This window comes from Mixta sp. Marseille-Q2659 (assembly GCF_940807255.1).
Taxonomy (GTDB): domain Bacteria; phylum Pseudomonadota; class Gammaproteobacteria; order Enterobacterales; family Enterobacteriaceae; genus Mixta.
The window spans coordinates 113,429-126,006 of record NZ_CALNWY010000011.1; the positions used below are offsets into that span (position 1 = coordinate 113,429).

The following is a 12,578-nucleotide window of genomic DNA, read 5'->3' on the forward strand; positions in this document are numbered from 1 at the left end:
TAAAGTGTGCTAAACATTAAGAGTAAATATCTGAACAGGAGGTTATGATGAAAAAGACAGCATTATTAGCATTTGCGTTTGCCGCCGCCCTGCCGTTAGCGGGTTGTTCCAGCAGTAACTATTCCATCCACACCAATGATGGACGCACGATTGTCAGCGATGGCAAACCGAAAGAGGACAACGCTACCGGTCTGATTAAGTATAAAGATGCCAACGGCAACGAGCAGCAGATCAACCGTTCTGACGTAAAATCCATGACGGAAATTCCGCATTAATCTCCCCGCGTTGCCCGTTTACTAAGCCACCGAAAGGTGGCTTTTTTGTTATTTGACCTGGCAGACTAATGTGGCTTGCTGTTGATCTCAGTAAAAACAGGGCTGCTAACAGCAGATCATGCGGCGTTAAATACATAATTTTTTGCAATTTATTAAGAAAAAACTTACGCCAATACCGTACAACAACGCCCTCGTTTGATTCGTATTTATGATTGAGGGTGTTCCGTTGAAAAGGCGTCAGCTTGCGAGTATTACCGGTTTTCTGTTGTTAGCATTTCAGTCCCATGCCGATGTGGCGTCTGTTTCTTTTCCACTGACGCCGCCGTCGGTTGATGCCGCTTCCTGGGTATTAATGGACGCCACGACCGGACAAATACTGACCGAAGGCAACGCTGACGAACAGCGCAACCCCGCCAGCCTGACCAAGCTGATGACCGGCTATGTGGTGGATCGCGCCATCGATCAACATCGTATCAGCCGTGACGATATGGTCACCGTCGGCCAGGACGCCTGGGGTGCCGGTAATCCGGTGTTTAAAGGTTCTTCACTGATGTTCCTGAAGCCGGGCGAGAAAGTCTCGGTACGTGACCTGAGTCGTGGTGTGATTATCGATTCCGGCAACGACGCCTGCGTCGCGCTGGCTGACTATGTTGCAGGTAGCCAGGACGCCTTCGTCAAAATGATGAACGACTATGCGGCGAAGCTGGGCCTGGATCATACCCATTTTGAGACCGTTCACGGTCTTGATGCGCCGGGCCAGCATACGACTGCGCGCGATCTGGCGGTGCTTTCCCGCGCCATCATCAATGGCGAGCCCGATTTTTATCAGATGTATAGTGAAAAATCGCTGACCTGGAACGGTATTACGCAGCAGAACCGTAACGGTTTGCTGTGGGATAAAAATCTGCACGTAGACGGCCTGAAAACCGGCCACACTGAAAGCGCCGGGTTTAACCTGATCGCCTCCAGCCTCGATGGGCGTCATCGCCTGATCGCGGTCATTATGGGTGGCAAAAGCCCGAAAGGACGTGAGGAGCAGGCGCGCAAGCTGCTGATTTGGGGAAATAACAACTTCGATACCGTACAGCTGTTCCATGCGGGCAAGCCGTTAGGCAAGGAAACCGTCTGGTACGGTAATCCACATCAGGTGGAAGTCGGCACCCGCGATGACATTTATCTGTCGGTGCCGCGCAGCGCGATGCAGAGCATCAAAGCAAAATATGTTATCGATCGCAAAGACCTTGAAGCGCCGCTGAAGCAGGGTGAGAAAGTCGGCACCATTCAGGTACTGGATAAAGATAACGTGCTGGCCAGCTATCCGCTGATGACGCTGAATAAGGTGGACGAGGGCGGTTTGGTCACCAAAATCGGCGATTATCTGAAGCAGAAATTCTAAGCGTCAGGCAGAGGTGATTTCGCCTCTGCTTTCGCCATCTTCGCTATTCCTTCTCTTTTCTTTTCCCGCACGCTTGACCCTGACGCCACGTCAGCCTTTATCTTTGGATAACGTTGAGCAAGGAGAGTGTCATGTTATTGCAAGCAGGTGAACTGGCCCGGCGCACCGGGGTAACGGTGCGTGCGCTGCACTATTACCATAGCATCGGACTGCTGGTGCCCTCGGCGCGCAGCGAAGCGGGCTATCGACTCTATAACCGTGACGATATTCGTCGTCTGCATCAGATCCAGGCGCTAAAACGCCTTGGTGTGCCGCTGGCGGAAATCGGCACCCTGTTGACCGATGGCGCGCTCTCTTTACCGCAGGTTCTGACTCAACAAATAGAGGCGCTCGATCGCCAACTGACGCAGATGCAACAGCTGCGTCAGCGGCTGGGACAGCTGCAACAACAGCTCGCTCAGGGCGGCGAACCCGAGCTGACGGACTGGCTAACAACGTTAGAGATGATGACCATGTACGACAACTATTTTACGGCGGAAGAGTTAACGCAGTTGCCTTTCTACCAGGCAGATGCGCAGCGGGAAGCAGAATGGCAGCAGATGGTAGAAAAACTGCTGGCGCTACAGGATAAGGGCGTTGAGCCGCAGGATACAGAGGCTCAGGAGCTGGCACGCCGCTGGATGCGCACGCTGGAGCGCGACACCGCGCATAATCCCGCTTTTTTACAGCGTCTGACCACCATGCATCTCAATGAACCGGCGATGCAGCAGCAAACCGGGATCACGCCAGCGATGCTGGATTACATTACGCGCGCCTTTGCTGAGAGCAAGCTGGCCATCTACCAACGCTATCTGGATGCGCAGGAATACGCCTTCGTACGCGCGCACTATTTCGATCGCATGCAGGAGTGGCCAGCGCTGATTGCCCGTCTGCGTGAGGCGATGTTGCGTGGCGTCGCGCCGACGTCGGCTGAGGCGCGGGCGCTGGGGGCACACTGGCTGGCGCTGTTCCGCTCTTACGCCAGCGACGATCCGCAGACGCAAAACAAAATTCGTCAGGCCATGCAGCAGGAGCCGCAGCTGATGGAAGGCACCTGGCTCACTCCCGATCTGTTGCGCTATCTACAGGCGGCAGTCATGGCCGATCAGGCTCAGGGTGCTGTGCAGTCGTGATAAAACGGCCCCTGACGTTGTTAATCGGCGTCGGGGGCAACAGACGTTTCGTTAAATGATTTTTTCATCAATGTTAAATTAAGATAAAAATCAGGCAAATATAGACGAAAGTCTCTTTCCGTTCATTTCTCCAGGTTATGATAACGACCCGTCTATCTGCTACCACGGAGAGCCGCCTTGCGCCCAGACAAGCCACTTTCGGCCATTGAGTTTAGCGTTTACCGCCACTACCGCATGGTTCACGGCGTACGCATCGCGCTGGGCTTCATACTGACCTTTTTGCTGGTGCGCCTGAGCGAAATCCCCGAAAGAAGCTGGCCGCTGATTACGCTGGTGGTGGTGATGGGGCCAATCTCATCCTGGGGCAACGTCTTTCCCAGAGCGATCCAGCGCATCGGCGGTACGCTGTTTGGTTCGATTTCCGGCCTGGTGGCGCTCAAACTCGAACTGATTTCGCTGCCTGCCATGCTGGCGTGGTGTACGGTGGTGATGTTTATCTGCGGCTATCTGACGTTGGGCAAGCGCCCTTATATGGCGTTGCTGATTGGCATTACGCTGGCGGTGGTGTGCGGGGCGCCGGCGGGCGATATGACCACTGCGCTGTGGCGCGGCGGCGACGTGATCCTCGGCTCGCTGCTGGCGCTGCTGTTTACCAGCATCTGGCCGCAGAAAGCCTACATTCACTGGCGCATAAAACTTTCTGATTCGCTGAAGGCGATGGCGAAAATCTACCACGCCGGTTTTTCGCCGAATCTGGTAGACAAGCCGCGTCTTGATAAGCCGCTGCAGCAGGTATTAACCGACGTGGTACGGATGCGCGCGCTGCTGGAACCAGCCAGCAAAGAGACGCGCATTCCTAAATCGGTGCTGGAAGGCATCCAGACCACCAACCGCAATATTCTCTGTACCCTGGGACTGCAAATTAACGCCTGGTGGTCGTCGCGCGCCAGCCATCTGATTTTGCTGAACGCGTCTACGTTGCGCCGCACGCAGCAGATGACGGAAAATACTTTTAACGCGCTGGCCGGCATGTTGATCAACGGCAATACCGATAAGGTCGCGGCCAATCATCATGAGCTGGCGGAAATTATCCGCGAACTGCGTCAGCTGATTGCGGAAAATAACAGCGATCAGCTGGTCGAAACGCCTATCCATGGCTATGTCTGGCTCAGTCTGGAGCTGGCAAAACAGCTGGAGCGCCTGTCGGATCTGATCCGGCTGGCAATGCGTAAGTAACCGTTTCGACAATCGCCGCTGTGGCTGTGCGTGATTTCGCGCTAAAATGTGCCACAGTCTGAATTTAAATGTGAAAATTGCCATCGGCCGAGGCGAGCCGCTAAGCTGAAGGCTACGACAATACCGCCTGTTCAGGCAGGCCCAATGAAAGGTGTCAACATGGAAAATGCAAAGCAATCATTTCAGGACGTGCTGGAGTTCGTGCGCATGAACCGTCGCAAGAACAAGCTGCAGCGCGAAATTCACGACGTTGAGAAAAAAATTCGTGACAACCAGAAACGTGTGCTGCTGCTGGATAACCTGAGCGAATACATTAAACCGGGCATGAGCGTGGAAGCGATTCAGGAAATCATCGCCAGCATGCGCAGCGACTATGAAGATCGCGTTGATGAATACATCATCAAAAATGCCGATCTGTCGAAAGAACGCCGTGAGCTGTCGAAGAAACTGAAGGCGATGGGCGTCCAGAAGGTGCCTGGTCAGAATCAGTAATTTTTACCGTTGGTGAATGTTTATCGGGTCGCGCTTGCGGCCCGATTTGCTTTTTGCTGTTCTGCTTTCCGGGCCTTTGTCAGACAGGCTGGCAGAAAAGGGTGCTATAGCGTGCTGCAATAGATTGCTACAGAGATAAACATCATCCGGGGCGCGCAGAACATAAATAGATCAGCCTGCGGAAGGCATAATAGCGAGAGGTACAAAGCAAAAAAGCAGACGCTGAGCGTCTGCTTTTTCTAAATATGGCTCCTCTGACTGGACTCGAACCAGTGACATACGGATTAACAGTCCGCCGTTCTACCGACTGAACTACAGAGGAATCGTGTGAACGGGGCGCATAATATCGAGGGCGTCGGAACTTGTCAAAGCCTGTTTCGCAAAAATTCGCTGAGTGCTGAAGAAAGCAGCAAGAGGCGACAATAGCGGCCTGATATCCGTCATGCTGATGTTAACAAAGGTAGCTATGGTTACTGGGGAGCAGTTAAAAAGCGAGACGAAAGGAGAGATGATGACGCAGATCGAGAATCTGGTGCGGCGGCGGCTGGCGCTGACCGCTGCACAGCGCAAGCAGAGCGTACAGGCTGTGGCGCAGGGCAACGTGGAGCAGGCGGAGCCGGATAGCCGACGCGCCCAGCGTTATACCTTCCAGCGCCTGCTGGCGCGCACGGCAATTATCGGCCCGGAGGCGGATTTTTTACCAACCGGTTTCTTATTACAGGGTGCGCAGTGCGCTAAAGCCGTTGCGCTGGTGCGGGAAGATGGCGTGCCCAAAGGCACCGGTTTTTTAATTGGCGCCGGATTGTTTATCACCTGCTTCCACGTCTTGCCCGATCGTCAGCGCGCGGCGAATTACAGCGTGGAATTCGGCTACTGGCAGAATGAGCAGGATAAAATCAGCGGCTCCAGCCTTTATGCGCTGGACGCCGACAGCTTCTGGTTAACCAGCGCGGAAGATTGGCTGGACTGCACGCTGGTGGCGCTGGGCGAACAGCGCGCCGGTTCAGCCAGCCTGGCGCAGCTTGGCGCAATTACGCTCAGCGATCGGGCCGATAAACATCAGCTGGGCATGGCGGTCAATATTATTCAGCATCCCGCCGGGGCGCCGCAGCAGGTCGCATTGCGGGATAATTATCTGCTGGCGCGCGGCGAAGAGGGCAGCAGCGCCGCCAACGTTTTGCATTACACAGCCGATACCGATGAAGGTTCTTCCGGCGCGCCGGTATTTAACGATAGCTGGCAGCTGGTCGCTTTGCATCACGGCGCGGCGCAGGATGAGAGCGGTACGCTGATTAATGAAGGGATCCGCGTCAGCGCGCTGGTGGACTGGTTAAAAGCGGAAGCGGTTAATCTTGAGCCGGTGGCCCGCCAGCGGCTGATCGCCGCGTTGCGCGGCGAAAAGGATCTGACACTGACCGAGCTGGCGCGCGCCGCGCCGGACGCCAACTATGCCAACCGCAACGGCTATCAGCCCGATTTTCTCGTTGGTCATACGATACCGCTGGCGCAAATTATCGCGCCACGAGCGGAGGAGATCGCGCCGCTGCGCTCCGGCGCCACCGGCGTCGAGGCGATTCTCGATTATCAAAACTTTTCGCTGGCGATTTGCGCCGAGCGCCGCATCGCTTTCCTGACCGCCACCAATATTGACGGCGCGCGCTACATCAATATCAATCGCGACAGCGGCCAGCCTGCACTAATCGCGGAGGGCGACAGCTGGTATGAAGATAGCCGCATGGACAGCCGTTACTACCTGGTACAATCCTTCTATCGTGAATTTAGCCGCTGGTTCGATCGCGGCCATCTGACGCGCCGCAGCGATCCCACCTGGGGCACGCCGCAGGAGGCGGTGCGCGCCAATAAAGATACCTTCCATTTTACCAACTGCTCGCCGCAGCATTTTCGCTTTAACCAGAGCCTGCAATACTGGCAGGGCGTGGAGCGTTATATTCTGGAGTATGGCGTCCTGCAAAGTAAAAAGCAGATCACGGTGCTGACCGGCCCGGTGCTTAACGATCAATGGCGGCAGTATGGCGAAGCAAAAGTGCCGCTAATGTACTGGAAAGTGGTATTGCGCATTGGCAATGAGGGAGAGCCGCAGGCGACGGCGTTATTGATCAGCCAGGCCAATTTGCTGGATGAGCCTCGGCGCGTGGTGACGCCAGCGCAGCAGGAGGGCGTGCCGCAAATTGATGAGTTTCGTATTACGGTCAGCGGGCTGGAGAGCCTGACCGGCCTCGATTTTTCCGCCTTTCGCGCCTGGGACAGCTGGCAGCCTGCGCCATCGCTACGCGCCGATCCGTTACCAGCGGCCTTAATTATGTCGTGGCGCGATCTGTTGTAGACGTTTGCTTTATGCTTCGCACCGGCGGGCGGCAGAATGAGGCCAGCCGGTAGTGCCATAATTACATTGCTGCCTGGCTGGTGGAGGTATCGCTGCGGCGTAAATAGCGCAGGGTTGCGGTGACCGCCAGCTGGCGATTGCGCTTAATACTGTCCGCCTCGCTGTTATCAGGGCTGAAAAGCGCGTTAAAGGTATAACGGTTAGAGACGTGATGAACGCAAATACTGCTGATTAAGCGATGCACGTCGATAGTCTCCACATCGTCATGAAAGAGTCCGGCCTGTTGCCCGCGCGTCAGTATGTCATCCAGCACGTCGAGCGCGCTGCGGTTCAGCGCCTGAATCCGCGCCGACTGCCTGATATAACGTCCGCGCAGCAGGTTTTCGCTACAGACCAGACGCATAAAGTCAGCATGGTTGGCATGATAATCGAAACTTTCCTCCACCAGGCGGGTGATCGCTTCTTCCGGCGGCATCGCCTTTAAATTGAGGCCGGTTTCATGCTGCCGGATCTCCTGATAAACCTGCTCCAGCACGGCAATATAAAGCTGCTCTTTATTACCAAAGTGATAAACCACCATGCGTTTGGTGGTCTGGGCATAATCCGCAATCTGTTCCAGTCTCGCACCCTGCATACCATATTCAGCAAAGGCTTTTAACGCGCCTTCCAGAATGCGTTTTTTTAATCCTTCGGGATCGTTTTTACGTTTTGCCTGTTCAGCCATTGTGGCGGAATTCCTGTTAACTAAGCCGCTGGCAGGGTAGCCTGGCGTACCGGCAAAAACAACGCACCGGCCATTTCACTACCTCATTCTGGTGAGGAAAGAGTAAGAACATTTATCGGTTTCCTAATACTGCGCGGATAAAAAAACAGTCCACGCCATGTTTTCAGGCCAGGAAAACCCTAATCAGCCCTGCTGAAACAGTGCTGGTCAGTAATTGCTGGCATTAAATAAAAGTCTTTCCGTAAAAAAATAAAATTTACCACCATGATTTTTAAAAAAATATTTTCATATCATCGAAAGCAAGGCGTTTTTTTACGGCCATTAATAATTTTTTGATAAACGTTAATAATTCTTATTTTCCTTGCAAGCATTTCTTTATCTATTTGACGCCTTATGATTGAAAACGTCAGGGCGATTTACATCAGGTTTAACGCCCGACGTCAAAAACATAATTCTTATAAACAGGCAGGATGATATGTCTCTTATTGCCAAAATTTATCCGAATGAAGTCCCTCAGTTATTACGAAGTATTGAAACACAGGGTTATGCCGTACTGGAAAATGCGGTTACTGATGAAGGGCTAAGCTGGTTTCGTCAATGGATTGAAGAGGTCAGCACCGGTTCCGGGCAGGGTTACCATGCTATTTTTGGCGATGTGGAAAAAATCGATCATACGCCACTGGCAACATTAAGCGAAAATGATAATTTTCGTCAGCTGATGCAATCAATGGCAGAAAAGTCGCTAGGCCGACCATTGCCAGAGCAGAATATTCTGGCTGTACTCCGCTGCGTACAGGGCGAAAGCGGGAAAAAGAAAACCAATACCTTTCACTATGATGCCAGCGTCATTACCGCCCTGTTGCCGGTAGAGATTCCACAGCATGGCGAAGCGCGCGGGGATTTAGTGATGTTTCCTAATCTGCGGCCTTTTCGCGCCAGCGTGCTGTTCAACGTGATCGAAAAAACCCTGATGCAAAACAGACTGGCGCGCTATCTGCTCACCAAAGCGATCAAATATCGTCTGCTAAAACCAATGACGCTCTATTTAAAGCCGGGCAATCTTTATTTCTTTTATGGCTATCGCTCGCTGCATGCTAACGGAGCCTGCGATCCCGCTTTCCGGCGAGCAACGGCGCTGTTTCATTTCGGCGATCCCCATTACGGCAGCACACTGACACGTTCAATTGTGAAGCTGAACCGGCTGCTGGCCAGGTAACAGTGGTCTGGCGCTGCGCCGACGTCAGCGTAAAGGCAGCGGCGCCGTACTGGATCAGCGTACCGTCCGTATTAAAGATAAACCCTTGCGGTAGCCTGCTCGGGTTTACTCTTTTTATTCGTCGGGGTAAATAATCACCAGCGCCGGACGTCCGTTGTCCTGTTTTATTTAAAGCTGCGCGATCAAGGCATAATTTTCTGCCGCAGTTCGCTCAGGAAAGCCTCCAGGTTCGGCAAAGGTTTTATTAGCGTATTATGTTCTTCAATTTTTTTTAGCGCTTCACTCATGCCATCGTCGCGAATAAGCGAGATTTCTGCCTTCACTACTTTATTCAGCAGCGTTTGGCAAAGCGCGCGTCCCTCGTTAGTGAGTCCGCCATAGATACTGAAAGAAAACTCATTAGTGGTATAACGAAACCAGCGAACATGTTCATCATATTCATGGAAATGATGATGAAAAGCATTTTTAAATAACGAAGAATCGGGATAAACACTACTTTCCTTTATTTTCCACCATTTTTTATCACCTTTATGACTATTGCACTCTGAGCAGGCTACGGCGAGATTCTTCATGGTCAGGGAAAAACGCGGGTAATGTTTGACCGGTAGGATATGCTCAACCTGGCGCACCCAGGAGCTATTAAGAATATAGCGTTTACAATAGCAGCAACGATTATCCTGTTGTTTAATTAAATAATCCCGTAATGCTTTTGTAATATAGGGGCCTTCGATATAGGATGTTTTATTTTCTTTATTTTCTTTATTTTCTTTATTTTCTTTATTTTCTTTATTTTCTTTATTTTCTTTATTTTCTTTATTTTCTTTATTTTCTTTATTTTCTTTATTTTCTTTATTTTCTTTATTTGTTTTTTTGTTTCCTTTGCTACCTTTGGTTTTATAGGGCGCTTTTAATTTATAAAGTTCATCCCATACATTCACGCCTTCTTTAATTGCCCGCTCATTAAGATGGCAGAGAGTTTCTTCAATAAATAGTTGCTTAGCGCGGCCTTTGCATTTTATTACTTTGCAAAACTCAGTAAATTCAGATGTTTTACTCATCGGTAGCCTCGCTTAAGCAAGCTGCATACATTTCCTTAATGGCTATACCCGCGCGGTCAATTAATTTCAAATCACTATCAAGGCTCTCGACTTTTACCAGATTATTGTTAAGCTTTGCGCGTAGCCCTTCCAGCGTTTTCAGCGCTTTTGTCTTTTCCATCGTCATGCCTTTCACATCAACCTGATTAACTTTCTCCATAAAATTTGCTACCGCAGTTGCACAGTGTTCATAGATGGAGCGGTTATTCGACGTCACAAGATCAAAGGCATCCACCAGCGCTGCTTCCATATTTCTCAGATCGTACTGGCTGATAAGCGTCAGCCTGCCAGGTGAAGCCTGGTAACAAACGCTGTTGCTATGCTTGACGCTCGCCAGCAAGACAGGTGAGTGGGTAGCGACAACAATTTTTGCGCCGAAATCTTCACTTAATTGCGTAAATAGCTGCGGCAAAAGCTGCTGCCATTTAACATGCAGGCTCAGTTCCGGCTCATCTATTAATATGTAACAGTCAGGCTGGATATTAGATAGTATGCGAATAAATAGCAGTAAAATATGTTGCTCTCCTGAGCTAAGAGAGTGAAAAAGGAGCGGGTTCCTGTTGCGTTTCTTTTCAAAAGCCAGTGTGAAATTACTGGGTTTTTTAATGCCGGCAATATTATCGGGTTCGAGGATGCTGATATTATAGATTTCCGCATCGCTGTGCAGTTCGTTATTAATAATGGAGTAACCATAAGGGAGCAAATAAACTTCTGGGGTAAAATCTATTGCTGATAGCATTTTTTCAAAGGATTCCTTTCGCCGCTCGCTGCGGAAAATCGTTATGATCCCTTCAGCCAGTTCGCGCTCACGTTTTTCCAGAGTTATTCCTCTGGCTGTTTGTTTATCGCCTAAATAAATCAGGTTGCTTTCAGCAGCCTTTTTAATTGCCTGAAAACGGTCGCTCAGGCCAAAGGCCAGCATAAGCACGGGAATTTGTGGCTTCTCATGCTCTATTTTTTGAGCTATATCGCGCAGCAGAAAACTTTTGCCCACGCCGTTATTTCCGATAATGTAGTGGCACTTTTGGCCGTTACCTGTCAGAGCCGCATAGATTTCACGCACGCTCAGGCCTTCAAACGTATCCTTTTCTGTTGGCGCGGGTATCCAGCTTGCCGTACGCAAATGGGCTGGCTTATCGATCTTATGGCGCGGTACGCGCTGGCAATAACCAGGTAGATCCTTATAGTTTGATAATCGCGCCAGCATATCCTGCGTCTGATAACTCATTTCATTACGGGTTCGTAACTTTTTCCATGGCAACTCAAAGCAGGCTGTCAGCGTTGCTCCCACCAGTTCCGCTTCTTCCGTTTTATTTAGCTCAAGCGCGACGCCGATCAGCGAAGTATTGATAAAAAGGACGTCATCTGTGGTCGGTCGTTCAGCCAGCAGAAATACGCGGCGTAAACTTTTTGCTGGTCGGTTGGTAAATTCAATGACAGCTAAAAGCCGTTCTGAATCTTTGAGTCTGTTGAACTCTGCTTTATTCGGTTGGCGGTTAACCTCAATTAAGGCAATAAACGGCAGCGCCTGGCTGGTCTGAAGAAGTGGGGCGATTGCACTGAAATTAAACAACGGCGATGTGCTGGCGCGATATAAATAAAGCTGGGCCTCACGTCCACGGTTCAAAACAACCTGATGAAAGAACAGCCGCATCAAAACGAATAAAGATGAGGGCTGAGCCCCATCAAGCAACAGTTGGCGATCTCCCGCGTCGACAGCAATTTCACCGGTAAGCAGCGGCGCTTCGAAACAGACGGCGTGATCATTGGCGTGCAACCCATTAAGAAGACGGCTATAGAACTGCTCGAGAGGACGTGAGGGGAGAGGCAAAAGAATATAAAACAGGTAATCATATGCGGCGCGCGCGCGTTGATAATCCTCTTCCGTATCGCGCAACCTTTCTCCTGCAAAGGATGTATGCCATATCAGCTCTCGAATTAACGTGGCACTGATTTTTGGATAAGTAAATTCGTCTTTATCATCCTTATTGAACAGGGCGGTTAATTGTTGGTTGAATGTATTAAATAACCGCAGCAAAGCGCCATCGTTAAGACGCTCATCCTTCATCTTCTGATATGAGTCGATCGCTTCCCTTAATACTTTTTCGTTAACTGGCCAGTCAGCACACCAGGCATTGTCATCGAACCTATACAAATTTTTTAAGGTCAAGCCACGCACAAACAGCAGTTTAAGCGCGAGCGGTAACATATCATTGAGGGGAACACTGGTTTTCTGGGAAAGGCTGACTAACGCATTTTTTAAATTACTTGAGTAACGATCAAAACGATTGAAGGATGCCATTCCTGCACCGCCCTAAAATTATATTCTGTCGCAGCAGAATAGCATTCGCTTGGTTACTCACAAATAAAATTTATGTATTAGGGCCAACAGACTGGTAGCAGGCAACCTGCGGCATCGATGCATTGTTTTCTGAACACAACAAAAAGCCCGCTCAGGTTTCCCTGAGCGGGCTTCTCTAAATATGGCTCCTCTGACTGGACTCGAACCAGTGACATACGGATTAACAGTCCGCCGTTCTACCGACTGAACTACAGAGGAATCGTGTGAACGGGGCGAATATTACCTGGCACCATTCTTAATGTCAAAGCCTGGCGCGCGTTTTGC

At 50.8% G+C, this 12,578-nt stretch carries 10 protein-coding genes and 2 tRNA genes; 7 read left to right on the forward strand and 5 right to left on the reverse strand.

Features of this window, described 5'->3' with window-relative positions; genetic code table 11:
* Positions 1-47: 47 nt before the first annotated feature.
* The 5 genes from P3C52_RS10385 to P3C52_RS10405 all read left to right on the forward strand — a co-directional run bounded on the left by P3C52_RS10385 (position 48) and on the right by P3C52_RS10405 (position 4,571).
* Complete coding sequence (locus tag P3C52_RS10385) at positions 48-275, forward strand: YgdI/YgdR family lipoprotein (protein WP_275554939.1); 228 nt, start codon at positions 48-50, stop codon at positions 273-275.
* Positions 276-501: 226 nt separating this feature from the next.
* Positions 502-1,671 (forward strand): serine-type D-Ala-D-Ala carboxypeptidase DacD, encoded by a 1,170-nt coding sequence (gene dacD / locus P3C52_RS10390; RefSeq protein ID WP_275554927.1) that lies wholly within the window; start codon positions 502-504, stop codon positions 1,669-1,671.
* Between the two features lie 131 nt (positions 1,672-1,802).
* Entirely contained in the window at positions 1,803-2,843 is a 1,041-nt protein-coding gene (locus tag P3C52_RS10395; RefSeq protein ID WP_275554928.1) for a MerR family transcriptional regulator, read from the forward strand.
* Positions 2,844-3,020: 177 nt separating this feature from the next.
* Positions 3,021-4,079 carry an FUSC family protein gene (locus P3C52_RS10400; RefSeq protein WP_275554929.1) on the forward strand — a complete coding sequence of 353 codons (1,059 nt, stop codon included), beginning with the start codon at positions 3,021-3,023 and terminating at the stop codon, positions 4,077-4,079.
* 159 nt (positions 4,080-4,238) lie between these two features.
* Complete coding sequence (locus P3C52_RS10405) at positions 4,239-4,571, forward strand: DUF496 family protein (RefSeq protein ID WP_275554930.1); 333 nt, start codon at positions 4,239-4,241, stop codon at positions 4,569-4,571.
* Between the two features lie 246 nt (positions 4,572-4,817).
* On the opposite strand, the gene P3C52_RS10410 is transcribed toward P3C52_RS10405, so the two are convergent.
* A tRNA-Asn gene (locus P3C52_RS10410) sits at positions 4,818-4,893 on the reverse strand.
* 189 nt (positions 4,894-5,082) lie between these two features.
* Between P3C52_RS10410 and P3C52_RS10415 the strand changes: the two genes are divergently transcribed.
* Positions 5,083-6,915 (forward strand): DNA/RNA non-specific endonuclease, encoded by a 1,833-nt coding sequence (locus P3C52_RS10415; RefSeq protein WP_275554931.1) that lies wholly within the window; start codon positions 5,083-5,085, stop codon positions 6,913-6,915.
* 61 nt (positions 6,916-6,976) lie between these two features.
* On the opposite strand, the gene P3C52_RS10420 is transcribed toward P3C52_RS10415, so the two are convergent.
* Positions 6,977-7,639: a TetR family transcriptional regulator gene (locus P3C52_RS10420; RefSeq protein WP_275554932.1), complete on the reverse strand. Its 663-nt coding sequence runs from the start codon at positions 7,637-7,639 to the stop codon at positions 6,977-6,979.
* 475 nt (positions 7,640-8,114) lie between these two features.
* Between P3C52_RS10420 and P3C52_RS10425 the strand changes: the two genes are divergently transcribed.
* Positions 8,115-8,855 carry a hypothetical protein gene (locus P3C52_RS10425; protein WP_275554933.1) on the forward strand — a complete coding sequence of 247 codons (741 nt, stop codon included), beginning with the start codon at positions 8,115-8,117 and terminating at the stop codon, positions 8,853-8,855.
* A gap of 182 nt (positions 8,856-9,037) precedes the next feature.
* Here P3C52_RS10425 and P3C52_RS10430 read toward each other — a convergent pair whose 3' ends face one another.
* From P3C52_RS10430 to P3C52_RS10440, 3 genes are all read right to left on the reverse strand, one after another.
* Positions 9,038-9,913: an HNH endonuclease gene (locus tag P3C52_RS10430; RefSeq protein WP_275554934.1), complete on the reverse strand. Its 876-nt coding sequence runs from the start codon at positions 9,911-9,913 to the stop codon at positions 9,038-9,040.
* Positions 9,906-12,254, reverse strand: coding sequence for an ATP-binding protein (locus P3C52_RS10435; RefSeq protein WP_275554935.1), 2,349 nt, complete (start codon positions 12,252-12,254; stop codon positions 9,906-9,908). Before P3C52_RS10435 ends, P3C52_RS10430 begins: the two co-directional genes overlap by 8 nt.
* A 182-nt stretch (positions 12,255-12,436) precedes the next feature.
* A tRNA-Asn gene (locus tag P3C52_RS10440) sits at positions 12,437-12,512 on the reverse strand.
* Positions 12,513-12,578 lie beyond the last annotated feature (66 nt).